The 23,448-nt window shown below is 72.6% G+C and carries 24 protein-coding genes; 13 read left to right on the top strand and 11 right to left on the bottom strand.

What is annotated here, in order from left to right:
- Nucleotides 1–97: 97 nt before the first annotated feature.
- From ACLQ25_RS23370 to ACLQ25_RS23360, 3 genes are all read right to left on the bottom strand, one after another.
- Nucleotides 98–589, bottom strand: a complete 492-nt coding sequence (locus ACLQ25_RS23370; RefSeq protein WP_425732935.1) for a hypothetical protein — start codon at nucleotides 587–589, stop codon at nucleotides 98–100.
- Between the two features lie 145 nt (nucleotides 590–734).
- On the bottom strand, nucleotides 735–1,487 hold the full coding sequence (locus ACLQ25_RS23365; protein ID WP_425732962.1) for a response regulator transcription factor: 753 nt from the start codon (nucleotides 1,485–1,487) through the stop codon (nucleotides 735–737).
- A complete protein-coding gene (locus tag ACLQ25_RS23360) occupies nucleotides 1,466–2,719 on the bottom strand; it encodes a sensor histidine kinase (RefSeq protein ID WP_425732934.1) in 1,254 nt (417 codons plus the stop codon). Before ACLQ25_RS23360 ends, ACLQ25_RS23365 begins: the two co-directional genes overlap by 22 nt.
- Nucleotides 2,720–2,851: 132 nt before the next feature.
- Here ACLQ25_RS23360 and ACLQ25_RS23355 point away from each other — a divergent pair, with 132 nt between their 5' ends.
- From ACLQ25_RS23355 to ACLQ25_RS23335, 5 genes are all read left to right on the top strand, one after another.
- Nucleotides 2,852–3,748, top strand: a complete 897-nt coding sequence (locus ACLQ25_RS23355; protein ID WP_425732933.1) for an ABC transporter ATP-binding protein — start codon at nucleotides 2,852–2,854, stop codon at nucleotides 3,746–3,748.
- Entirely contained in the window at nucleotides 3,745–4,542 is a 798-nt protein-coding gene (locus tag ACLQ25_RS23350) for an ABC transporter permease (RefSeq protein WP_425732932.1), read from the top strand. The genes ACLQ25_RS23355 and ACLQ25_RS23350 overlap by 4 nt, the downstream gene beginning before the upstream one ends.
- A gap of 2 nt (nucleotides 4,543–4,544) precedes the next feature.
- On the top strand, nucleotides 4,545–5,273 hold the full coding sequence (locus tag ACLQ25_RS23345; RefSeq protein WP_425732931.1) for a YqeB family protein: 729 nt from the start codon (nucleotides 4,545–4,547) through the stop codon (nucleotides 5,271–5,273).
- Between the two features lie 40 nt (nucleotides 5,274–5,313).
- On the top strand, nucleotides 5,314–5,877 hold the full coding sequence (locus ACLQ25_RS23340) for an SOUL family heme-binding protein (protein WP_425732930.1): 564 nt from the start codon (nucleotides 5,314–5,316) through the stop codon (nucleotides 5,875–5,877).
- 86 nt (nucleotides 5,878–5,963) lie between these two features.
- Complete coding sequence (locus tag ACLQ25_RS23335) at nucleotides 5,964–6,503, top strand: DUF1697 domain-containing protein (RefSeq protein WP_425732929.1); 540 nt, start codon at nucleotides 5,964–5,966, stop codon at nucleotides 6,501–6,503.
- Between the two features lie 38 nt (nucleotides 6,504–6,541).
- Here the strand turns inward: ACLQ25_RS23335 and ACLQ25_RS23330 are convergent, their stop codons facing one another.
- Together ACLQ25_RS23330 and ACLQ25_RS23325 are read right to left on the bottom strand one after the other, a co-directional pair.
- On the bottom strand, nucleotides 6,542–7,516 hold the full coding sequence (locus tag ACLQ25_RS23330; protein ID WP_425732928.1) for an MBL fold metallo-hydrolase: 975 nt from the start codon (nucleotides 7,514–7,516) through the stop codon (nucleotides 6,542–6,544).
- Nucleotides 7,517–7,668: 152 nt separating this feature from the next.
- Nucleotides 7,669–8,553 carry a serine hydrolase gene (locus tag ACLQ25_RS23325; protein ID WP_425732927.1) on the bottom strand — a complete coding sequence of 295 codons (885 nt, stop codon included), beginning with the start codon at nucleotides 8,551–8,553 and terminating at the stop codon, nucleotides 7,669–7,671.
- A gap of 48 nt (nucleotides 8,554–8,601) precedes the next feature.
- Between ACLQ25_RS23325 and ACLQ25_RS23320 the strand changes: the two genes are divergently transcribed.
- The 3 genes from ACLQ25_RS23320 to ACLQ25_RS23310 all read left to right on the top strand — a co-directional run bounded on the left by ACLQ25_RS23320 (nucleotide 8,602) and on the right by ACLQ25_RS23310 (nucleotide 11,670).
- Entirely contained in the window at nucleotides 8,602–9,570 is a 969-nt protein-coding gene (locus tag ACLQ25_RS23320; RefSeq protein ID WP_425732926.1) for a LysR family transcriptional regulator, read from the top strand.
- A 97-nt stretch (nucleotides 9,571–9,667) separates the two neighbouring features.
- Complete coding sequence (locus ACLQ25_RS23315) at nucleotides 9,668–10,519, top strand: aldo/keto reductase (RefSeq protein WP_425732925.1); 852 nt, start codon at nucleotides 9,668–9,670, stop codon at nucleotides 10,517–10,519.
- A 164-nt stretch (nucleotides 10,520–10,683) separates the two neighbouring features.
- Nucleotides 10,684–11,670: an aldo/keto reductase gene (locus tag ACLQ25_RS23310; protein WP_425732924.1), complete on the top strand. Its 987-nt coding sequence runs from the start codon at nucleotides 10,684–10,686 to the stop codon at nucleotides 11,668–11,670.
- Between the two features lie 90 nt (nucleotides 11,671–11,760).
- Here ACLQ25_RS23310 and ACLQ25_RS23305 read toward each other — a convergent pair whose 3' ends face one another.
- Nucleotides 11,761–12,018 carry a hypothetical protein gene (locus tag ACLQ25_RS23305; RefSeq protein WP_425732923.1) on the bottom strand — a complete coding sequence of 86 codons (258 nt, stop codon included), beginning with the start codon at nucleotides 12,016–12,018 and terminating at the stop codon, nucleotides 11,761–11,763.
- A 175-nt stretch (nucleotides 12,019–12,193) separates the two neighbouring features.
- Between ACLQ25_RS23305 and ACLQ25_RS23300 the strand changes: the two genes are divergently transcribed.
- Together ACLQ25_RS23300 and ACLQ25_RS23295 are read left to right on the top strand one after the other, a co-directional pair.
- Nucleotides 12,194–13,207 (top strand): ATP-binding cassette domain-containing protein, encoded by a 1,014-nt coding sequence (locus ACLQ25_RS23300; RefSeq protein WP_425732922.1) that lies wholly within the window; start codon nucleotides 12,194–12,196, stop codon nucleotides 13,205–13,207.
- On the top strand, nucleotides 13,204–14,067 hold the full coding sequence (locus ACLQ25_RS23295) for an ABC transporter permease (protein ID WP_425732921.1): 864 nt from the start codon (nucleotides 13,204–13,206) through the stop codon (nucleotides 14,065–14,067). The genes ACLQ25_RS23300 and ACLQ25_RS23295 overlap by 4 nt, the downstream gene beginning before the upstream one ends.
- 267 nt (nucleotides 14,068–14,334) lie before the next feature.
- On the opposite strand, the gene ACLQ25_RS23290 is transcribed toward ACLQ25_RS23295, so the two are convergent.
- Entirely contained in the window at nucleotides 14,335–17,796 is a 3,462-nt protein-coding gene (locus ACLQ25_RS23290) for an ATP-binding protein (RefSeq protein WP_425732920.1), read from the bottom strand.
- Nucleotides 17,797–17,895: 99 nt separating this feature from the next.
- Between ACLQ25_RS23290 and ACLQ25_RS23285 the strand changes: the two genes are divergently transcribed.
- Together ACLQ25_RS23285 and ACLQ25_RS23280 are read left to right on the top strand one after the other, a co-directional pair.
- Complete coding sequence (locus tag ACLQ25_RS23285) at nucleotides 17,896–18,357, top strand: helix-turn-helix domain-containing protein (RefSeq protein ID WP_425732919.1); 462 nt, start codon at nucleotides 17,896–17,898, stop codon at nucleotides 18,355–18,357.
- Complete coding sequence (locus tag ACLQ25_RS23280; protein ID WP_425732918.1) at nucleotides 18,350–18,718, top strand: DUF4180 domain-containing protein; 369 nt, start codon at nucleotides 18,350–18,352, stop codon at nucleotides 18,716–18,718. Before ACLQ25_RS23285 ends, ACLQ25_RS23280 begins: the two co-directional genes overlap by 8 nt.
- Nucleotides 18,719–18,723: 5 nt before the next feature.
- On the opposite strand, the gene ACLQ25_RS23275 is transcribed toward ACLQ25_RS23280, so the two are convergent.
- Nucleotides 18,724–19,347 (bottom strand): hypothetical protein, encoded by a 624-nt coding sequence (locus ACLQ25_RS23275; RefSeq protein WP_425732917.1) that lies wholly within the window; start codon nucleotides 19,345–19,347, stop codon nucleotides 18,724–18,726.
- A gap of 139 nt (nucleotides 19,348–19,486) precedes the next feature.
- A complete protein-coding gene (locus ACLQ25_RS23270; RefSeq protein WP_425732916.1) occupies nucleotides 19,487–20,392 on the bottom strand; it encodes a hypothetical protein in 906 nt (301 codons plus the stop codon).
- Nucleotides 20,393–20,599: 207 nt separating this feature from the next.
- Here ACLQ25_RS23270 and ACLQ25_RS23265 point away from each other — a divergent pair, with 207 nt between their 5' ends.
- Complete coding sequence (locus tag ACLQ25_RS23265; protein WP_425732915.1) at nucleotides 20,600–21,478, top strand: cellulose binding domain-containing protein; 879 nt, start codon at nucleotides 20,600–20,602, stop codon at nucleotides 21,476–21,478.
- A 62-nt stretch (nucleotides 21,479–21,540) separates the two neighbouring features.
- Here ACLQ25_RS23265 and ACLQ25_RS23260 read toward each other — a convergent pair whose 3' ends face one another.
- A complete protein-coding gene (locus ACLQ25_RS23260) occupies nucleotides 21,541–22,176 on the bottom strand; it encodes a hypothetical protein (RefSeq protein ID WP_425732914.1) in 636 nt (211 codons plus the stop codon).
- Between the two features lie 82 nt (nucleotides 22,177–22,258).
- The gene (locus ACLQ25_RS23255; RefSeq protein WP_425732913.1) at nucleotides 22,259–23,365 is read right to left on the bottom strand and encodes an FAD-binding oxidoreductase; all 1,107 of its coding nucleotides are present in this window, start codon (nucleotides 23,363–23,365) and stop codon (nucleotides 22,259–22,261) included.
- Nucleotides 23,366–23,448 lie beyond the last annotated feature (83 nt).

Raw genomic sequence — 23,448 nt, 5'->3', positions numbered from 1 at the left:
TGACGTCGGCCCGGCGCGGTGGGGAAACCCTCCGCGTCGGGCCGACGCCCTGTCGCCCCGGGCAGAGCGGGCCGAGCGGGCCGTGGGGTGACGCCGCTCAGCTCGCCCGGGGCCAGCGCGGCGCGGTGACACCGGGGCTCACCGGGCGGCTGGCAGGCGCGGGTCGTACCCCCGTGGGGGTGGCCCGCGCGGCCTGGTGTCGCGAGGGCAGTCCGGCCCGACCCGGGGGCGGCGCCGGATAGCCCGGGGGCGTGGCCGGCCGAACGCCGGCGGGGCGCGCGGACGACGGCCCGGTCGCGGTGAACGGGAACGGCACGTGCACGAACGGGTTGCCGTGCCGGATCAGCGCCTCGATCTGTCGCTCGTTGAGCCCGTGCGCCTCCAGGACCCGACGCCCCCAGCGGTGCAGGCGGCACGGGTAGGACGCGCCGTCGTTGCGGCACAGCGGTCCGGTCGGCCACTCCTCGGCGGTGTGTACGACCACCGCCCGGACCGCGAGCCGGACATCCTCGGGGGTCAGTGGCGCCGGCATCGGCACCTCACCCAGCACCTGGTCGATGGGATCCGTCGACTGCTCACCAACACGCACGGCAGGCCTCCCGCAGTTCGGCAGCGGTACGGCGGACCACCGCACCGACATCCTCGGGCAGTGGTACGGCCGGCATCGGACGAAGGTTCAATTCCGGTAGGCGGTAAGCAGATCCTCCGGAGCCGAGCACCCCGACGGTCGACGCTCAGACGAGGTCGGCGTCGTGCACGAGCAGGGCCACCTGGACCCGGTTGTTGAGGTCGAGTCGGGTCAGCAGCCGGGAGACGTACGCCTTCACCGTCGCCACGCTCATGAACAACTCCCCCGCGATCTCGGCGTTGGTGTAACCCCGACCCAGGGCGATGGCGACCTGCCGTTCCCGCTCGCTGAGCGCGGCGAGCAGGCGCAGCGCCCGTTCGCGTCGCGGATCGGGGCCGGGCGGGCCCGGGTTGGCGGCGGTCACGTGGTTGATCAGCGTGCGCGTCACCGACGGGGAGAGCATCGCCTCACCCCCGGCGACCCGGCGTATCGCGTGCACGATGTCCACCGGCGGAGTGTCCTTGAGCAGGAAACCGGCCGCTCCGGCGCGCAACGCCCGGAGCACCTGCTCGTCGGCGTCGAAGGTGGTCAGCACCAGCACCTCGGGCGGGTTCGGTTGCCCGCGCAGCGCCTCGGTGGCGGCCAGCCCGTCCACCCGGGGCATCCGGATGTCCATCAGCACCACGTCCGGGGCGTACGCGGCCACCGCGGCGGGAACCTCGCCGCCGTCGGCCGCCTCGCCCACCACCCGCAGGTCCGGCAGGCCGCCGAGGATCATCGAGAGCCCCGCCCGGACCAGCGCGTCGTCGTCCACGATCAGCACCCGCACCGGCTCGGTCGGACCGGCGTCGTCGGCGCTGGGCACGTCAGGAGAGCCAGGACCGCTGGGCGGCGCGGTCACGCCGGCCACGGCAGCCAGGCCGCCAGCCGGAAGTCGCCGGTGTCGTCCCGCCCGTAGGCGAGCCGGCCGCCGGCCAGGGCGACCCGTTCGCTGATGCCGACCAGGCCGGTGCCCGCGCCCGGGAGCGTGCCGCCGACCGGAGTGCCCACCGGCCATCGGTTGGCGATCGCCACGGTCAGCCCGCTGCCCGGACCACCGGTCACGTCCACGGTGACGACTGCGCCGGCCGCGTGCTTGCGCGCGTTGGTCAGACCCTCCTGCACGATCCGGTAGGCGGCCCGGCCCAGCGCCGCCGGCACCTGCGCCGGCCGCGCCACACCGTCGCTGACGTTGACCCGCACTCCGGCCGTCCGCGACTCGTCGATCAGGGCCGGAAGGTCGGCGAGGGTGGGCTGGGGCGGCTCGGGCGCGTCGCCGGCGCCGTCGCCCTCGGCCCGGAGCACCCCGATGACCTCCCGCAGGTCCTGCAGGGCCGCGTGGGCGCTGCCCCGGATCACCCCGGCGGCGCGGGCCACCTCGTCGGCGGGTGCGTCGGGGCGGAACTCCAGCGCTCCCGCGTGCAGGCTGAGCAGGGAGATCCGGTGGGCCAGCACGTCGTGCATCTCCCGGGCGATGCGGGTGCGTTCGAGGTGGCGGGCCTGGGCGACCCGCAACTGCTGCTCGGCCTCGGCCCGCTCGGCACGTTCGCGTAGCGAGACGATCAACTGCCGCCGGGCCCGCACGAACATCCCCCAGGCCAGCACCGCGAGCGTGATCACCACGCCCCAGGACACGGTGAGCCAGTACGGCATGGCCGGATCGGGACGCACCCAGCTGAAGACCAGGTTGGTGAGGAGACCGACACCGGTGACCGCCACCGCGACGGCGGTACGGCGGTGCACCACGACGGTGAAGTACACGATCAGCAGCGGGATCGCGGCGGCCATCGAGAACATGCTCAGCGGCAGGGTGGCCACCGCCAGCCCGAGCGGCCACCGCCGACGTACCCAGAGCAGCGCACAGCAGACCAGCCCGATCAGCGCGTCCACGCCGACCATCCAGTCGTGCGGAAGCGGGACGGCAGCCTCAGGAGTGGGCGAGAGGCTGTCGACGGTGGCGAACAGCACCCAGAGCAGGCTGATCAGGAAGGCCAGGCTGTCCACCACCCAGTCACGGGTGGTGCGACGCGGACGGGCGCGCTCGGGCTCCGCCGGCACCACCAGCTCCCCCGGCAGCAGCCAGGGGTGCTCGGGAACGGCGATGCTGGTCACGCGCCCATGCTAGGCAGCTACCGGCCCGGACAACCAGCTACCAAAGTCTCGACCCGAGCGTCGACCAAGGTAGCTGCGGCACCGACCAGCGGCCGCAGCGGATGGCCGGGCGGCGGCGTCAGGCTCGACCGCATGATCACCGTAGAGAACCTCACCAAGCGGTACGGACCGCACCCGGCGGTGGACGACGTGTCGTTCCAGTGCGAGCCCGGCACCGTCACCGGCTTCCTCGGTCCCAACGGGGCCGGCAAGTCGACCACCATGCGCATGATCTGCGGGCTCACCACGCCGACCGCCGGTCGCGCCACCGTCGCCGGGCACCCCTACCGGGAGCTGCCCAACCCGGGACGGGAGGTCGGCGTGCTGCTGGACGCCTCCGCCCAGCACGCGGGCCGCACGGGCCGCGAGGCGTTGACGCTGTCCGCGTACACCCTGGGTTTGAGCATGCGCGAGGTCGCCGCGAAGCTCGACCTGGTCGGGTTGAACGCGGTGGCGGCGAAGCGTCGGGTACGGGCGTACTCGCTGGGCATGCGCCAGCGGCTCGGCCTGGCGCAGGCGCTGCTCGGCGACCCCCGGGTGTTGATCCTCGACGAGCCGGCGAACGGCCTGGACCCGGAGGGGATCTTCTGGATGCGGGGTCTGCTGCGCGACTTCGCCGACCGGGGCGGCACGGTGCTGCTCTCCTCGCACCTGCTGCGCGAGGTGGAGGCGGTCGCGGACCGGCTGGTGGTGATCGGGGGTGGCCGGATCGTGGCCCAGGGCCGCAAGGACGAGCTGCTGGCCGTCGGCGGCACGGTGGTGCGGGCGCGCGATGACGTGGCGCTGCGTCGGGCGCTGGAGGCGGCCGACCTGACCCCCACCGACAGCCCCGACGGCCTGCTCGTGCAGGCGGACGCCGAGACGGTCGGCCAGGCCGCGGCCGACGCCGGCGTCGCGCTGGCCGAGCTGCGCCCGGCCGGCAGCGGCGGCCTCGAACAGCTCTTCCTCACCCTGACCGCCGGCGAATCCACCAGAGAGGCCGTCCGATGACCACCGCCACCGCACCCACCGCCGGCGCAGTCGCGTCCCGGGACCATTCCCCGGTACGCCGCCCGTCACTGCTCCGGCTCACCGCCGTCGAAATGCGCAAGCTCGTCGACACCCGGGCCGGCCGCTGGCTGCTGATCACCATCGGCCTCGTCATCGTCGCGGTCGTCACCCTCCTGCTGATCTACGCGGAGGACGCCGAACAGACCTTCGGCACCTTCTTCGTGACCTCGCTGCTGCCCGCCAACGTGCTCCTGCCGGTGCTGGGCATCCTGTCGATCACCAGTGAGTGGTCCCAGCGGACCGCCCTCACCACGTACGCGCTGGTCCCCCGGCGGGAGCGGGTGGTGACCGCGAAGCTGATCGCGGTGGTGCTGGCCGCGATCGCCTCCGTGCTGGTCGCCCTCGCCGTCGCCAGCATCGGGACGCTCGTGGCGTCGGCTACGGGCGGTGCGGGCACCTGGCAGGTCGGCGCGACGCTGATCGTCAACGGGGTGATCGTCCAGGTGGCCGTGGTGCTGATGGGTGCCGCCTTCGGTCTGCTGCTGCTCAACACGCCGTTGGCGATCGTCGGCTACCTGCTGCTGCCGACCCTCTGGTCGGTGCTCGGCGAGATGGTCCGGCCCCTGCGCGGTCCGGCCGGGTGGCTGGACACCAGCCGGACCATGGACCCGTTGTTCAGCAGCGATGCGCTCACCGGCGAACAGTGGGGGCGGCTGGCGGTGTCCCTGCTCGTCTGGATGGTCCTTCCGTTGGCCGCCGGCCTGGTCCGGACGCTGCGCCGCGAGGTGTCCTGACCATGGACGCGGCCGACAACCGCCCCCGCACAGTGGTCAGCGGTGGTCCGCTGGAACTGGTCGTCCTCTGGGGTGGGTTTCCGCTGCTCGGCGCAGGCGCCGGTTGGCTCCTCGCCGCGTCGACGGGGTGGCTGGCCCGGTTGTCGTGGGTGCCGTTCGGCGACCTCATCAGGTGGTTGGACCGGCTGCCCGAGCCGCAGGCGACCCTCGGCACGATGGCCGTCGGCGTCCTGGCCGGCCTGGTCGTCGCCGGGGTCGGCACCGCCGAACGGCTGATCGTCACCGTGGACTCCACGCAGGTCCGGCTGCGCCGCGCCGACCAGGTACGCACCGTCGCACGGGCCGACGCCCGGATGGCTTTCCTGGCCGACAAGCACCTGGTGCTGCTCGACGGCGACGGCGCGGAACTCGTCCGGGAGTCGACGGACCTCCCGGCGGCCCACCTGGCGGCGGCGTTCCACGCGCACGGCTGGGCCTGGACGGACGACGACCCGCACCGCTCGGCGTACCGGCTGTGGGTGCCCGACCTGCCGGGGCTGCCGGTCGGCGCGGACGCCCTGCTGCGCGCTCGCGAGCGGGCTCTCGAACGGGACCGCCGCGACGACGTACGGGAGCTGCGCCGCGAACTCGGCCGGCTCGGGGTGGTGCTGCGCGACGAGGGCAGACGCCAGTACTGCCGGACCGTCGCCCGGCAGGCGGGACGGCCGACTTCGACCGGGCGGGAGCCGTAGGAGCGGTAGCGTCAGTCCCAGGAGATTCTGGGAGCGCGCGATGACCGAGCAGCAGCCGTACCGGGTGGTGTCCCGACACCCCGGCTTCGAGCTGCGCCGCTATCCGGCTCACCTGGTGGCCGAGATGCGGATCCAGGCGTCGTTCACCCGGGCGCCGATGGAGGCGTTCCGGCCGCTGGCCGCGTACGTCGGGGGCGCCAACCGGGCCCGACAGCCGGTCGGGTCGGCGGTGCCGACGACGTCCACGGCCGACGGCGCGGCGAAGATCCCGATGACGCTGCCGGTCGTCCAGGTCGAGGGCGAGCGGCCGGGCGCGTACCTGATCCAGTTCGTTCTGCCGGCCACCGTCACCGCCGCGACGGTGCCCGAGCCGGTGGACGCCCGGGTACGGATCCACGAGGTACCGGCCCAACTGGCGGCGGCGATCCGGTTCTCCGGCCGGTGGACGGAGCGGGCGTTCAGCCAGCGGGCCACCATGCTGGGCCGATCGGTGACCGCCGCCGGGCTGCAACCCACCGGCGCCATCCGGTACGCGCGTTTCGACCCGCCGTGGAAGCCGTGGTTCCTGCGCCGCAACGAGGTCGTGCTGCCGGTCGTGGAATAGCCGGCGACGAGGGCCCCGTCGGTCCCGGCGGCGCGAGGTCGACCGGCCTAAGCTGGCCGGGTCGCCCCGCGTCCGATGGAGGAGCCATGGCCCGGTACGTCGCCCTGCTGCGCGGGGTCAACGTCGGCAGCACCCGCCTCGCGATGGCCGACCTGCGCCGGATCGTCACCGACCTCGGCCACGACGACGTCACGACGTACCTGCAGAGCGGCAACGTGACCTTCGGCAGCACGGTGCGCGACGCGGAGAAGCTCGCCGCCGGCATCGAGCGGGCGCTCACCGACGAGCTGGGACTCACCGTGCCGGTGCTGGTGCGCAGCGGCCGGGAGCTGGCGGCGGTGGCCGGCGGAAACCCGTACGCCGAGATCGACGACGACCCGAAGCGGCTGCTGGTCGCCTTTCTCGCGACCGCTCCGAAGAAGTCCCTGGTCGACGCGCTCACCGTGCCCGGTGGCGAGAACGTGGCGTTCACGGTGACCGGTCGCGAGGTCTTCCTGCACTTCCCCGACGGCGGCTACGGGCGGACGAAGTTCACCAACGCGTACCTGGAGAAGCAGCTCGGCGTGGTGGGCACCACCCGCAACTGGAAGTCGGTGCGCACGCTGGCGGAGTTGGCCGCCGGCTGACGCGACCGGGCGGGCGCGCGGCGCCCGCCCGGAATCGCTCAGAAGTGGTACGCGGTCTCGTAGTCGGGGACCAGCACCCGGATGCGCGGCGAGATCCAACGCACCGCCGCGATCATGTCGTCGAGCCGGGCCCGGTCGGCCGGTGCGACGACCGGCGGGTTCCGCAACGGCGTCTCGAAGTTGTCCCAGTGCACCGGCACCACGACCTTCGGATAGTCCAGACCGGCCAGCAGCCGGGGCAGGTAGTCGGCGGTGGTGGTGGCGCTCTGCATGGCCACCATCGCCACGTCCGGCGCCAGGCCGGTGAGGTTGCGCTCGGCGACGTCGCTGGCCCCGGTGAAGTAGACCGACGGGCCGCCCGCGACGCGCAGCAGGTAGCCCAACGTGTCGCCCTCCGGCAGGTCCGCGATGGTCGCCGGCCGCGCCGGCTGACTCACCCGCACCCCGGGAAAGGCCACCGAGTACGACGCGTTGCGGCTGTGCAGCGAGCCGACCACCTCGACGGTGTGGTCGCCGAAGTCGAGCACCTCCCCGCCCTTCACGGCGCTGAGCTGCGCCGACGGCACACCGTACGCCAGTCCCAGGTGGTACGCGGTGAGTGTGCCGAACACCCGCGCGCCGGTCCGCCCGGCGATGTACGGCACGTCCATGAAGTGGTCCCAGTGCGTGTGCGTGACCAGCACGGTCGTGGCCTTCTCGACGCGCTGGTCGATCACGTCGGTGCGCACGGTCAACGGGGTGTCCGTCTTGAACGCGCCAGCGAACAGGCCGGTGTCGATCCGGCTGAGGAAGGGGTCGACCAGGATGGTCCGGTCGGCGATGTCGATGCGCCAGCCGGCCGTACCCCACCAGCGGAAGCTGACCGCGCCCTTTCCACTGGTGGTCGGCGTGGGCGCGGCGGCCGGAGGCGCGGCCTGGGCCTGGGTGGTCGAGGCGGCGAGTCCGCCGGCCGAGACCAGGGCGGTGGTGGCTGCGGCGTCGCGCAGGAAGCGACGGCGGTCGAGGTGGGACATGTGGATCTGCTCCCCGTGTCGGTTGATCGGTCGAGCCGAGCCAACCAGCGCCATTGGGCCCAGGTCCAAGATCGAACGCGGTCGCCTCCGATACGCCACCGCATATCGGGCCTGCTCGACGGTGCTGTCCCGTCGCTCGACACGCCGGAAAATCAGTCGCCGCGCAACGCTTCCACCGCCGTCCGGGCGGCCCGCCCGACGGCCAGGTCCACGTCGATCCGGCGCGGGGCGAGATCCTCGGCGCGGGCGAAGACGGCGATCGCGTACCGACCGCCGTCGGGATATTCGGCGACTCCGGCCTCCAGGTGCAGTCCGGGCAGGGTGCCGGTCTTGCCGGACACCCGCACGGCGGGCGGGAACCCGGCGGCCAGGCGGGTCCAGAAGAGCTGCCGGGCCATCCAGGCGCGGACCATCGCGCACGCTGACGCCGGCCCGGCCTCGTCCCGCCAGATCAGGGTGAGCAACCGGGTGATGTCCCGCGCCGTACTGGAGGTGGTGTGTTGCGGGTCGAAGACCCGCATGGCCCGGACCTGGTCCGCCGGCAGGGTCGGGAAGATCCGCGCGAACTCCGCCTCGGTACGCGCCCCCACGTCGGCGAGCATCATCTCGACCAGTTCCCGTGGGCCGCCGAGAACGCGGGTTCGGGTGAGGCCCAGCTCGGCGGCGAGCATCGGCAGCAGGTCCGGACCGACCCGGCGCAGCAGCACGTCGGCGGCGGTGTTGTCGCTGACCGACATGGCGAAGTACGCGAGGTCCCGCAACGACACCTCGGCGTCGTCGGCGCAGCCGGCCAGTCCCCACCCGCCGAGCCGGTCGGTGGCGGTGACCAGGACACGTTCGGTCGGGTCAACCTGGCCCGCCTCGACCTGCCGGGCGAACTCCAGCACCAGCAGGATCTTGAAGATCGACGCGATCACCACCTGCTCGTCGGTCCGCAGCCCGACCTCCCGGCCCGCCGCGTCCAGGTCCACGACGTGCAGGCTGCCGGTCACCCCCGCGGCGGCGAAGATGGCCTCGATCCGCTCCCCCACGTCCACCACGGCACGGTATCCAGTGGCGCTGCTGGGCTGCCGTAGGGTCCGGCCGTGGACCTGCTCCGACATCTGCGGCACTTCGTGGTGGTCGCCCACGAGCTGCACTACGGGAGGGCGGCCGAGCTGCTCGGAATGGCCCAGCCGCCGTTGAGCCAGTCGATCCAGCGGTTGGAGCGGGAGCTGGCCGTCGAGCTGTTCGACCGTTCCCGCCGCCAGGTGCGGCTCACCACCGCCGGCGGTCTGCTGCTCGCCGAGGCCGAGGAGCTGCTCGCCGGCGAGGGCCGGCTGCGCAACCTCATGGGTCAGGTCCGCGCGGGCGAGTTGGGCGTGCTGCGCGCCGGGGTGCCGCCGGAGACGCCGGCGGTGACGCTACGGGCGCTGCTGGACCAGCTCGCCACCCACGCGCCCGGCCTCGACGTGGAGCTGCACGAGCTGACCACCGCCGAGCAGGTGCGGATGCTCACCGGGCGGAGCCTCGACGTGGGGCTCGTGCACCATCCGGTCGAGGCGGACGGGCTGCGCTTCGGCGCCCCGGTCGACGTACCCCTGGGGGTGTTGCTGCCGCGGACCTCGCCGCTGGCACGCGGACGGGAGGTGCCGCTCGCCGCGCTCGCCGGCCTGGACCTGGTGACCGCACCCCGGGCCACCGCGCCGGGCTGGCACGACCACCTGCTCGGGGTGTGCCGACAGAACGGGTGGCAGCCGGCGCGGGTGCGGCCGGCGCGCAACCCGGAGTTCCTGTTCGGATTGGTGCTGGCCGGCGGCGGCGTCGCCGTGGAGCCGGCGGCCCTGGCCCGCCGGGAACCACGGATCGCCTGGCGACCGCTCGCCGACGCGGCACTGACCAAGCGCACGTCGGCGGCCTGGCCGAAGCGGTCGGCGCACCCGGCGGCGGCGATGGTCGGGCAGCTCGCCGCCGAGGTGCTGGCCGCCGCCGAGCCGGTGCCACCCACGTCGCAGTCGGTGCCAGCGGTGCCGGCGGCACGGCCCTGGCCGGTCCTGTTCGACACGACTGGGTGAACCAGATCGCCGTTGCGCTCGTCACCCCGCTCTGGGCGGTGAATCGTCCACCTGCCCTGGTATGGATGACGGATAACGAAGACGCGAAGGAGCCGCAGTGGCAGTCACGATTCCTGACATCAGCCTGAACGATGGCACCACCATTCCGCAGCTCGGCTTCGGGGTGTTCCAGATCGAGCCGAAGGACACCGCCGCGGCGGTGTCCACGGCCTTCGAGGTGGGCTACCGGCACATCGACACCGCCGAGATGTACGGCAACGAGGCCGAGGTGGGCGAGGCGGTACGCACGTCCGGCCTCGACCGCGGCTCGGTGTACGTGACGAGCAAGCTGAACAACGCCTTCCACCGCCCGGACGACGCCCGCAAGGCGTTCGACTCGACGCTGTCGGCGTTGAAGATGGACTACATCGACCTGTTCCTCATTCACTGGCCGCTGCCGACCCTGTACGACGGCGACTACGTCTCGACGTGGAAGGTGCTCGAGGAGTTCCAGCGCGACGGTCGCGCCCGCTCGATCGGCGTGTCGAACTTCCAGGTGGCGCACCTGCAGCGGCTGGCCGACGAGGCGAGCGTGGTGCCAGCGGTCAACCAGATCGAGGCGCACCCGTACTTCACCAACGACGAGGTCCGCGCCTACGGCCGCGAGCACAACATCCTCACCGAGGCGTGGTCGCCCATCGCCCAGGGCAAGGTGCTGGACGACCCGACGGTGGTCGACATCGCCGAGCAGGTCGGCCGTACGCCGGCGCAGGTGGTGCTGCGGTGGCACGTGCAGCGCGGCGACATCATCTTCCCGAAGTCGACCACGCCGAAGCGGATCGAGGAGAACACCGGGATCTTCGACTTCGAGCTGGACGACGCGGCGATGGAGCGGATCACCGGGATGGACAAGGGTGCGGCCGGCCGGCAGGGCCCGGACCCGGACACCTTCGCCTACCTGCCCCGCTGACCTGCGCGCGCTGCCCCGGAGTGCTGACTCCGGGGCAGCGCGCCGTTCGCGGACGGGTGAGCCCTCGCTCGGTCTCGGTGGACGAGGGCTTGACCTGGAGTGCGCTCCAGCTACCAGGGTGGTTCCCGGGCGCCCACCGGCAGGGCGCACGGAAGGAGATCCCCATGCGGTACCGCACGATCGGCACCGACCCGGCGACCCGGCGCGAGGTCAGCGTGCTCAGCCTCGGGGCCATGCTGTTCGGCAGCACCACCGACGAGGCCACCTCGTACGCGATCCTCGACCGGTACGTCGAGGCGGGCGGCACCTTCATCGACACGTCGGACAACTACGCGTTCTGGGTCGACGGCTCACAGGGCGGCCAGAGTGAGGAGCTGCTGGGGCGGTGGCGGCGCAGCCGGGGCATCGGCACCGAGATCGTCATCGCCACCAAGCTGGGCGCCCGCCCACTGGCCCCCGGCACCAGCTACCTGGACAACGCCGAAGGCCTGTCGGCGAAGGTCATCCGCGAGTCGGCGGAGCGCAGCCGTGACCGGCTCGGCGTGGAACGGCTGGACCTGCTCTACGCACACATCGAGGACCGGACGGTGTCGCTCGCCGAGACCGTGGAGGGCTTCGCCGAGCTGGTCGCCGAGGGGACGGTGGGCCTGTTGGGCGCGAGCAACCACCGCGCCTGGCGGGTGGAACGGGCCCGCGCGCTCGCCGCAGCCGCCGGCCTCCCGGGGTACGAGCTGCTCCAGTACCACCACAGCTACCTACGCCGGCGCACCGACGTGGCCAGCGAGCTGGACCCGGACGGCGACCCGGGCGCCGTCGGTGGCGACCTGCTCAGCTACCTGCGCGCCGAGCCGGAGCTGACCCTGGTGGCGTACTCGCCGCTGCTCAGGGGGGCGTACAGCCGGCCGGAGGTGCCGCTGGGCGCCGCGTACGACCTGCCGAGCGCGCCCCGGCGGCTGGCCGCCCTCCGGGAGGTCGCCGGGCAGACCGGCGCGACAGTGAACCAGGTGGTGCTCGCCTGGTTGCTGGGCGGCGATCTGCCGTCGATTCCGCTGGTGGGCGCCTCCTCGGTGGCCCAGCTCGAGGAGAGCCTGGCCGCCGTGGAGCTGGAGTTGACCGCCGAGCAGCGGCACCGTCTCGACACCACCTGGTGACCTGCGACGGCCGCCCCGCCGACCTCAGTCGTCGGCCTCACTCGTCGGCCGGCGGGGCGGTCAGGTCGAGCTGCCAGTCGTTGGCCCGCATCAGGTGCCCGGGCGGGTACTCGAAATTCGTCTCACCCAGCAGCGTGAAGCCGCCTTGCGGCAGACCGCGTTCGGCGGCACCGCCGTGAACATGCACCCCTGCCCGCCCTCGGCGAAATGCACGTACCGGTCGTGCCGGGCGAGCACCTGCTCGTCGGTCTCCGGGCCGCCGGTGTGTCGGCGCGTGTCCGGTGAGTTGAGCTGGCGCAGCAGACCGAGATCATTCTCGTGCCACGGCTCGATGCGTACCAGCGTCATTCCGTCCCCCTCGTCGACTCCAGTCACGCCGGTCCCACCGACATCCGGTCCCGGAACGGCGCTCGCTAGTTCCGATCTAGCGGGCGGGCGGTCGTCACCTCGCGCCGGTAGGACGGCGGGGTCGTTGGTCACACCGACCGCGACGTCGCCGGCCATCGAACGAGAGGTATGAATGATGAACAGACGCGCCACCGGCCTGGCCATCGAGGCCGAGGGGCTCACCCGCACGTTCGGGGAGACCCGGGCGCTGGCCGGCATGGACCTGCGGGTGCCCGCCGGCACCGTCTACGGCCTGCTCGGCCCGAACGGGGCGGGCAAGACCACGGCGGTCCGGGTGCTGGCGACGCTGCTGCGTCCGGACGGCGGTAGCGCGCGGGTCTTCGGGCACGACGTGGTCACCGAGGCCGACAAGGTCCGCAGCCGGGTCAGCCTCACCGGCCAGTACGCTTCCGTCGACGAGGACCTCACCGGCACGGAGAACCTGGTGCTGCTGGCCCGCCTGCTGGGCCTGCGCAAGCCGGAAGCCCGCGACCGCGCGGCGGCGCTGCTGGCCGCGTTCGGTCTGACCGAGGCGAGCGACCGCCAAGTCAAGAAGTACTCGGGCGGCATGCGACGGCGCATCGACATCGCCGCGAGCATCCTGAACACTCCCGACCTGCTCTTTCTCGACGAGCCGACGACGGGTCTCGACCCGCGCAGCCGCAACCAGGTGTGGGAGATCGTCCGGGCCGTGGTGTCGCACGGTACGACCGTGCTGCTGACCACGCAGTACCTCGACGAGGCCGACCAGCTCGCCGGGCGGATCGCGGTCGTCGACCACGGCCGGGTGATCGCGGAGGGTACGCCGGGCGAACTGAAGTCGTCGGTCGGCTCCGGCACCGTCCACCTGCGACTACGCGATCCCGGCCAGCGGCCCCAGGCCGAGCAGGTGCTCCGGGAGGCGCTGAACGTGCCCGTGCAGCTCGCCGCCGATCCGGTGGCCTTGACCGCCCGCGTCGGCGAGGCCGGCACCGACCTGGACGCCAGCGCGCAGGCGGCGCGCGCGCTCGGTGACCTGGCCCGCGCCGGCATCGTCGTCGACGACTTCTCCCTCGGCCAGCCCAGCCTGGACGAGGTCTTCCTGGCCCTGACCGACCACCCGGCCGTGTCGGCCGACGAGCGCGACGACGAGCTGGAGGCAGCCCGATGAGTGACACGACCACGACCGCCGGCACGGCCGAGCGGGCGCCGTCGGTTTACGTACCGTCCGCCGAAGCGCTGGCGACCGTTCTCGCGCCGGGTGCCCGACCGGCCCGGCCGAGCGCGTTGGGCGCGTCGCTCACCTTCGGCTGGCGGGCCCTGCTGAAGATCAAGCACGTGCCGGAACAGCTCTTCGACGTGACCGCGTTCCCGATCATCATGGTGCTGATGTTCACGTACCTGTTCGGTGGCGCCCTCGCCGACAGCCCGCGTGACTACCTGCAGTTCTTCCTGCCCGGCATCATGGTGACCAGCGTCGTCATGATCACCATGTACACCGGCGTCGGCCTCAACACCGACATCGAGAAGGGCATCTTCGACCGCTTCCGGACGCTGCCCGTCTGGCGGCCCGCCGCGCTGGTCGGCATGATCTTCGGGGATGTGCTGCGCTACATCCTCGCCGCCCTGGTCATCCTCGGCGTCGGGCTGGCGCTCGGCTTCCGGCCCGCCGGCGGCGTCGCCGGGGTGGCCGCCGGGATCGGGCTGCTGGTGGTCTTCTCGTTCGCGTTCTCCTGGGTGTGGACGTTCTTCGGGCTGATCCTGCGCAGCGAGAAGTCGGTGATGGGGGTCAGCATGATGGTGCTGTTCCCGCTGACGTTCCTCAGCAACGTCTTCGTCGAGCCGAGCACCATGCCCGGCTGGCTCCAGGCGTTCGTGAAGGTCAACCCGGTGACGCAGCTGGTGGCCGCGGTACGCGCCGTCATGTCCGGCAACTCGGACGCCTCCGCCACGATGTGGCTCCTGGTGTGGAGCGCCGGCTTCGTCGTCGTCTTCGGCACCCTAACCATGCACCGCTACAACCGCCGCTAACCCGCCAACCCGCCCCGCCGCCCCGCCCCGCCCCGCCCCGCCCCGCCCCGCCCCGTCGATCATGAAGTTGTGGTGGGCGACAAAGCGGCCGGTCATCCCCACATCCGGCACCACAACTCCATGATCGGCGACCTGACGGCGGCTACGCCGCGATCTTGCACTTTCTGTGGCGACATAAGCCACGAGAGCACCCGAGTCGGCAACCGAAACTGCAAGATCGCGGGGATGGTGCGAGGTTCGGGGGCGAGGGGGCGGGGCGGGGTGGGGTTAGAGGTGCCAGGGGAGGCGGGTTTGCGGGAGGTAGCGGCAGGTGGCGCCGGTGGAGACGGCCTCGCGCAGGTGGTCGGCCAGCGCGGGATGGTTGTCGTCGAGCTTGCGCAGGGTGTCGCGGATTCGCGCGGTGACCGTCTTGCGCGCGCGTTCGGCCTCGTCGCCCAACCGTCGACTCCGACCGGCCAGCCCCACCGCGGAACGCAACTCCCCGATCAACGCGCCGCGCTCGGCGTCCAGCGCGCCAACCTTCGCCGTGTCGCCACGTGCGGCGGCCCGGTCGATCTCGTCGTCGAGGCGGGTCAGGTGCCGCCGGTAGCGGGCCTTCGCCTCGTCGTCGAGGACCGGGTCACCGCCCATCCGACGGGCGGCCACCAGCACCGGCCCAGCGGTCGGGTCGAGCAGTTCCACCGCCGGGACGTCGCTGCCGGGACGGCCCAGCAGCAGGTGCAGGTCATGCAGGCCCTTGGCGTCGGGCAGGTGCGCCACCACTCCCGCGTACGCGAGCCGCCAGACCGGCCCGTCGCGCCGGAAGGCGTACCCCTCGATGGTCGGGTCGGACGGCACCACCTGACGCCGACCGACGGCCGGGCCGCCCCCGACCACCTGCTCTCCCCCGCCTGCGTGGCCTCCCCCGCCGGCCTGGCCCGCGAGCGCGACAGTGCCCGACTCGCCGCCTCCGGCCCTGCCGGCGGCGTGGCCCGACGCGGCGTGGCCCGACACGACGGGCCCCGACACGGCGGGCCCCGACACGGCAGGCCCCGACACGGCAGGCCCCGACACGGCAGGCCCCGACACGGCGTGGCCCGGCTCGGCGTGGTCCGGCTCGGCGTGGGTGGGGTCCGGGTCGGCGAGCCGGAGGAGCACCTGCCTCATGCCGAGGGCGGTGGCGTCCCGGACGGTGGTGGCACGCAGCTCCGCGACCGTCGCGGCGTCGCCCGGCTGGTCGCGGCCGGCGAGGGCGTTCACCAGCCCCGCGCGGGCGATGAGCGACCAGGGTCGGGAGCCCATCCGGTCGGCGGCGTCGCGGGCCGCCGTGAACCCGGTGACCGCGTCGTCCCAACGCTCCTGCGCGGCGTCGACCACGGCGAGCCAGTGGTCGATCGGCCCGCTGATGTCGCAGCCGAACAGCCCCACCGCCCACTGCCCACGGTGCGGGACCAGCGCGGCCCGCGCGTCGTCGCAGCGCTGCGGATCGCGGGACGCGGCGGCGGCCTGAGCGCGCAGGCGCAGCCACAGCGGCGACACCGGACGCGGGTAGTGGATCCCGGCCGCCTCGATGCCGGCGGTCAACCGCACCGCCTGCTCGTCGTCGCCACGCTCGGCCGCCGTGATGGCCGACAGCAGCTCCCGGTACGGGTAGTCGGTCGATGCCCACTCGTGCAGCAGCGCGTCGATCTCGTCGAAGCGCCCCTGCAACAGCAGCCGGGCCCAGCGCAGGTGGTGGCCCATGAAGGCGAACTCGGCGTGCCCCGGGTCGGACAGCTCGGCGATGACGGTGAACCGCTCGTCCGCCTCGGCGAAGTCACCCCGGAACGCCGCGATGATCCCGCCGTCGACGGCCGCCGCCATCCGGGGACGGGCCAACTCACCCTGCTGACCTACGGTGACGAAGGCGGTGAACTCCTCCATGAAGCGCGGGTCGCCCAGTTCCAGCAGCGCCACCCAGCGCAGCGAGGTGGCCCACAGCTCGGTCTCCCGGTCGCCCGAGCGGCGGGCCACGTCCCGGATCTCGGCGGTGAGCGCGGCCCGCGCCGATGCGGTGCCCAGCCCCCAGGTGGTGTCGTGGCGGGCCCACAGGCTGAACGTGAGCGCCTCGTCATCGCGACCACGACGGGCGATGGTCTCCGTCGCGGTGATCAGGTCCGCCACCAGCGCGCCCGTCGACGCGGTGGGCGCGGGCTCGCCGATCAACCGCTGGTACGCCTCGCGCACCAGGTCCGTCGTGTCAACGGCGATGGTGGTGTCCACCTGACGGGCGCGGTGCACGGTGAGCGCGACGCGGGCCAGTGGCACCGGGTCGTCGAGCGTACGGGCGAGCGTCGCGGCTTCGGCGAGCAGGCGTGCGGCCTCGGATCGGCCGGCGTGGTGGTACTGCACCTCCCCGAAGTCGACGAGCAGGCGAATCCGCTGAGCGGGGTCCTCGACGATCTCCATCGCCCGCCGAAAGTGCACCCCCGCCTCGTCGCCGGCGAGCCGGGCGAACGCGTCCCGCCCGGCGGCGACCAGCAGCTCGCCGGCCCGGGTCCGGTCCAGCGCGGCGCCGGCCAGGTAGGCGTGGCGGGCCAGATCCGCCGGGATGAGCCGGTCGGTGAGTGCGGTCGGCGGATCCACCGCCCGCACCACCGCAGCGTGGCGGGCCTGCCGGTCGTCGGTGGTGAGCCCGTCGTACAGGGTCTCGCGGACCAGGTCGTGGGCGAAGGTGAACCGGCCGCCACCACGGGCGACCACGAGCCGGGCGGTCACCGCGTCGTCGAGCAGCCGGTCGACGGACGCCACCGGTACCGCCGCGCTGGCCGCCAGGACCTGTCGGTGGAACTCACGCCCCAGTACGGCGGCGACGGTCAGCGCCTCGACCACCGGGGCGGGCAGCCGGGCGAGCCGCTGTCGCACCGCTTCCCGTACGCCGGGCGGGATCGCGCCGGTGGTGCCGTCGGCGTGCCACAGCCGCGCGGTCTCCTCGACGAAGAACGGGTTGCCGCCGGTGCGGCGGTGCACCTCGTCCGCCAGGTCGGGGGCGGGCTCCCGACCGGCGGTACGCGCCATCAGCGCGGCCACCTCGTCGCGGGCCAGGCCGGTGAGGGTGATCGTGGTGGCCTTGGCGACCAGGGGCAGCAGCAGCGGGCGCAGCGGGTGGTCGCCGGCCTCGACCTCCGCGTCGCGGTACGTGCCGATCAGCAACAGGCGTTCGAACCAGGTGTGCTGGGCGGCGAACCCGAGCAGCCGCAGCGAGGCCGGATCGGCCCAGTGCAGGTCGTCGAGGACGACCACCACCGGCCGGTGCGCGGAGACGGCGACCAGGGCGGCGGTCACGGCGTCGTACAGGGAGAACGCCTCCCGGTCGGCCACGTCCTGGCCGTCGCGGGCCGACCAGGCGGCGGTGAGGCCGGGAACGTCACCGGTGCCGCTCTCGCCGAGCAGGGCCGCGAGGGCGGGTTCGGCGGCCGGGCGGGCGAGCGCCCAGTCGTCGGCGGAACGCCGCAGGGCGCGCAACACCTGCACCCACGGCCAGTAGCCGGGAGCGCTGTCGGAATCCCAGCAGGCCGCGCCGAGTACGAGCGCACCGCCTCGACGGGCTTCCCGCGCCGCCGACGTGACGAGGGTGGTCTTACCGATGCCCGGCTCACCGGTGACCAGGACGAGACCGCCATGGCTGGTGGCCGCCCGGTCCAGCTCAGCGCGCAGCAGACCTGCGGGATGATCCCGCCCGATGATGGCGTCGCCGACCCGCGCGTCCATGGTTCCCAGACGGTACTGGACCCCACCGACGCTAAGCGTCGAATATGCGGCCGGACCCACCACTCCCTAAACTCCCCTATAAGAGTAAGATAGGGAGCAATGACGGAAGAAATGTACTCGGTTGAACAGGTCGCCGACCGGCTCGGCCTGCACGTGCGGACGGTGCGCGGCTACATCCGCTCCGGCCGGCTGCGTGCCGTGCGGATCGGCAAGCAGTACCGGATCGCCGCCAGCGACCTCGACGCGCTCACCGCACGACCACCCCTCGGCGGGCCACCCGCCGGCGTCGTCGGTCAGGCCGAGGTGTCGAGCATCGTGCAGGTCGACGGAGTTGACCGGGCCGCCGCCGACCGGCTCGGCACGCTCGTGCTCGCCAGCGCCAACACCGGGCACGACCCGACCCGGCCGCTGCGGGTGCAGACCGTGTACGACGACCAGCGTCACCGCCTGAAGATCATCATCATCGGTGATCCCGCCGGCACCGCCGAACTGCTCCACCTGCTCGACGCCGTCCTCACCGCCGACAACGGCCTGATCGACCGGGAGGTCCCCGATGCCTGACGAGATGCAGCAGCGCGAGGGGGTGCCGGTGCTGGTCTGCGATCCGGCCGGCCCGCCGATCGCCACCGAGCAGGACGCGCTGGACCTGATCGGCGCGGCCTTCCTCGGCGCCCAGGTGGTTGCCGTGCCGGCCGACCGGCTCGACGAACGCTTCTTCTCGCTCGGCACCCGCTTCGCCGGTGACGTGATGCAGAAGTTCGTCAACTACCGGCTACGGCTCGCCGTGGTGGGCGACATCTCGACGCAGCTCGCGGGAAGTTCGGCGCTGCGCGCTCTCGTACACGAGTCGAACCGGGGCGAGCAGATCTGGTTCGTGCCCGACCTCGACGCCCTCGACGATCGACTGCGCGCCGCCCGATAGCCAGCTCACCGGTCGGGCCTGACCGCCATCTCCACCGCGTCCGGCTCCACCGCCCTGACCCGAGCCTGCTCGGCGGCCCAGCGCAGATAGGCAAGCCACTCCTCGGACGACCACCCGTTGCGGCGACCGACACCCGCCTCGGCGGGGAGTTGGCCGGCCACCACACGATCGAGGATCAACGGCTGCACACCGCCCGCGCCGCGCCGGTAACCGGCGAAGTAGAGAACCTTCGTGAACAGGCCGGGCCCCAACCACGGCAGACGAGCGTGGTTGGGGTCGCTGAAGCGGCGGTACGCCGTACGCAACGCCTCCTCGTCGGGCGTCGGGGTGCACACCTCCTCCAGCGCGTACGCCAGGCGCTTGCCGTCGGGGTCGGCGGCGAGTGACCTGGCGGCGCGCCATGGGCCGTACCCGATGGGGCCGTAAGCCCAGGCCAGTACGGCCGTCAGTAGGTGACGTGGACTCGCGGCGCCAGCACGGCACGCCTCGGCCACCGCGAAGACGTCGCGCCGCCAGACCTCGCCACTCGCCGGGAAGGTGTCGGGCCACGCGTCAGGTGGCAGTCCCGCCCGCCAACGATCCACCCGCACGGTGACCGGGGTTCGCTCTGCCTCTGTCGGGCTACGCATGGCCTGCCTCCCTCGACTCGCGTCCTTGTCCGGACGCTAGAACCGAGGCACACCCACGACAGCCCGCTGACGCCATATCGGGGGAACGAACACGGCCGGTGGCCGCCCCTGGCTTCGGGGCAGCCACCGGACGTCGACGTTACGGCGTGGCGCAGATGGCGTACGCCGTGTCGGACCAGTTGCCGGCGAAGGCGTCCTCCTCGTACGCGCCGGACGCGGCGGACGTCGGGGCGGTCGCGGGGCCGCCGTTGGGGCGAAAGTCGTCAACGATGCCCTCGCCGGTCACGCCGTTCAGTTCGTAACCGGCGCCGGTCAGCACCTTCCCGACCGGGCAGGTCGCCGTAACGCTGCGGAAGTCGGCCGAGGTGCTGGCACCCAGCGTGGAGGCGCGCACCAGGCCCGCGAGGGGGTTGGCGCAGATGGCGTACGCGGTCGCCGACCAGTTCAGGGTGGTGGCGTCCGACTCGTACGCGCCGACGGTGACCGCTGTCGGTGCCGTGGCGACACCGCCGTTGGGGCGGAAGTCGTCGACGACACCTTCGCCCGTGACGCCGTTGAGTTCGTAGCCGGTGCCGGTCAGCACCTTCCCGACCGGGCACGTCGCGGTGACGCTGCGGTAGTCGGCCGAGTCGCTGACGCCGGTCGTGGTGACCCGGACCAGGCCCGCGAGGGGGTTGGCGCAGATCGCGTACGCCGTCACCGACCAGTTTCCCGCGAACGCCTCGGTCTCGTAGGCGCCGACGGTGACCGCTGTCGGTGCCGTGGCGACACCGCCGTTGGGGCGTAGGTCGTCGACGACACCTTCGCCGGTGACGCCGTTGAGTTCGTAGCCGGTGCCGGTCAGCACCTTCCCGACCGGGCACGTCGCAGTGACGCTGTGGAAGTCGGCCGAGTCGCTGACGCTTGTCGCGGCGACGCGCACCAGACCGGGGACCGCGGCGGACGCCGGGCTCGCCGGGGCGAGCACCGCCCCGGTCGCGAGAAGACCGAGCACGAGTACGGACGCGCGAGCGCCGAACCGGCGGGTCGTGTTCTGAGTACGCATGTGTATCTCCCGTCTGAGGCCGGACGGGGCGGCAGCGCGACGCCGACGTCGAGGCCGTTCGTGATGACGGGTTCACGCTAGATAGTCACCTGAACAGGCATTATCTCCAAGCCGACTACGTCGCGTAACGGACCACCAGTGTGAACCTGAGCCCACGTATTGACTAGTAACTATCGGTTCTGCCGGCGCGGCCCTAGCATTCGCCTCATGCCCGCCCGCCGCGTCACCGCCGCCGTAGCCGTCGCCGCGCTGGCGAGCCTGCTCGCCGTAAACGCCGCCCGCGCCGACGGGCCGGCGATCAGCACCCCCGGCACTCCGACCGTGGTCGTCAACGAGCCGCATCGGCTCGCGCTCAGCTGGGCGCCCTCCGCCTGGGTCGAGCCCGGCGCGGAGCAACCGATCAACTACGAGGTGCAGGTGCCGCTGGGGCCCAACACGTACCGTTTCCTCGGCTCCACCACGGACACCACGATCACTCTCACCGACCTCGCGCCCGGCACGACGTACCGGATCGCGGTTGCCGCCCGCGCGCTCGGCGGCTACTCCGACCCCTCGCCCGCCACCACCGTGCGCACCGCCAGCGGCCGCGCGACGGTCAGCTACCTCAACCTCGACTGGTCGCCGACGAACAACCAGATCCAGCACCTCCTGAAGGTCACCAACACCGGCACCGCGCCGCTGGACCTGAGCACGGTGCGGGTGCGCTACCACCTGCGCTTCGAGGGCGGCAACACCTCGCTGGTGCCGAACTGCGACTGGGCCGCACTGGGCTGCCAGAGAATCCGGCAGACCGTGCAGTTCTTCGTTCCCCCAGGCGGGCCGGCGGTGCTGTCGACGCCGGCGCCGCCGAATCCCCCGCCGGGCACTGCCGTTCCCGGCTGGGTGGAGCTGACCTTCACCGACGGTACGCTCGCGCCGGGCCAGTCGACCGGGCCGATCCAGCTGCGGCACCACCGGCACAGTTGGAGTGACATCGACGAGCGCGACGACCCGAGCTGGCTCGCCGCCACGGGGCAGTGGACCGAGAACGGGCGGATCACGCTCGACGTCGACGGGGTACGCGAGTTCGGCGACGCGTCGTCCTGACCGCGCACCGGCCGGTGCGGCCGCTACTGACCTGAATCATTCTTCGTGGTCCCGGGGAGCTGTCATCGCACTCGTGCGACTGGCAGGTCCTCGACGTGGCCCCACTTGAGTTCGGTGCCACCAAGCAGAGCCGCCTCACCCCAGGAGACCCGGAGCAGACCTTCGTCGGAGTTGCAGGCGAACCCGACGAGCAGCACCCTCGGCTCGTCGGTCAACTGCTCCACGGCCTCCCGCAGAGCTGAGCGGTCACGAGCCTCCTCCGGCGTGAGCGGCATCAGCGGGAGTGTGACCTCCTCATGGCCCGGCTCGGGCCCGAAGAGGATCAGCAGGTCTCGGATCAGCCGGTTGAGGTCACGCCCGGGACGGGCGTCGCGCATGTCCAGGTCGCTCCGAGTCGCGTACCGCCAGGGCAGCAGAAGATGCCCCCGGCAGATGGTGACCCGCACCTGGGCGCCGGGTGGATGGACGCCGACCACGTCGGGGAGGTCGTGCAGGTACTCGTGCAACACCTCGTACTGCTGCTTCCACCGGACGGGACCGAAGGCGTGGTCAGTGTCCAACTCCGACGCTTCGCGCGCACCTTGCGCGAGCTCGACCGCGCGGCGTAGCGCCGCCGGGACCAGAGTGCGCAGAGAGGTTGCCAGCGGCAGCCCGAACTTCTCGACCGACCAACCGGACGGACCGTCAGCATCCTGCACGCCGCTTACCCCCCGCACTGAGACGAACACTCTCAGGCGTCCAAGCCTCTCATGGCGATCGATCAATGAGAAGGCGCAGCCGTCAGTGGGTGAAGCCTTCGGGCAGGTGGATGCGGGCGGCGGGGATGTCGAGGGCGCACAGCCGTGACCGCGCGTCGGCCACCATCACGGGTGGGCCGCAGACGTAGATGTCCTGATCCGGCTGGTGATGGTCGAGGGCGATGGTCAGAGCGTCGCCCAGCTCGCCCGGCTCGGCGCAGGGGTCGTCGGAGAGGGCCGGCACGATTGTCAGCCAGTCGTGGGCGCACTGCAGCTTGTCCAGGGCGATCGCGTCGTACAGGTCGGTGAACGTGCGCGCGCCGACGACAAGCGTCACCCGCCGACCATTCGGTGTGGCGGCGACCTGCTCCACCAGGGCACGCAGCGGCGCCAACCCGGTGCCACCGGCCACGAGCAGCAGGTCGTTCGTGCTCAGCGGGTCGAGGCTCAGGCCGGTGTCGACGGGTGGGCCGAGCCAGAGCAGCTCACCGGGGCGTACCCGATGGACCAGGCGGTGGGAGACGGTGCCGGCGGGTACGGCGCGGACGTGCAGCTCGACGGTGCCGTCCGCCCGTGGGGCGTTGGCCGGCGACAGCCAGCGCCAGTGCCCGGGCAGGCGCGGCGTGCAGACCGGCACGGCCTGACCTGGCTGGAAGGGCAGTCGCCGCAGGGGACGTACCGTCAGGATGGCGATGTCGGGCGACGGCCGATCGTGGCCGATCACCTCGACGTGCCACCAGGCCCGGCCGTCGCCGGCGCGGGCGGCGGCGCGGCGGATGGCGTGCGTGGCGCGGCACAGGGCGCGCTCGGCGGCGATGGTGAGCTGCGGCGTCCACACTGGCTGGGCGTGGCGGGCCACTGTCGCGAGCAACGCGTCGCCGATGGTGGTGGCGTGCGGGAGCAGGTCGAAGTGACGGTACGCGCGGCCGAGCACCCGGAGCAGCGCCGCCCGATTCGCCGGGGCGTCACCGCCGGCCAGGAGGCAGCCCAGCGCGGTGAAGAAGAGCGGCGCGTCGCGGCGTGGGAGCAGACCGGTCCGGCGGTCTTCGACCGTGCACCAGAAGTCGCCGGCGGCCCGCACGTCGACCGACTCCCACGCGGCGGCCAGACTCACGCGGGCAGGGTGGTCGTCGTCGATCACGGTGGGCATACCGGCTCCTAGATGATCGATTCCAAGGGATGTGGGACCGCAAGTAGACGCGAGGGCGTCCATGATCGGCGTTGTCTAGGCAA

The sequence above is a fragment of the Micromonospora sp. DT44 genome (assembly GCF_049841635.1).
GTDB lineage: Bacteria > Actinomycetota > Actinomycetes > Mycobacteriales > Micromonosporaceae > Micromonospora.
Note: the sequence above shows the minus strand (reverse complement) of the source record. Positions and strands in the feature narration are given on the sequence as shown.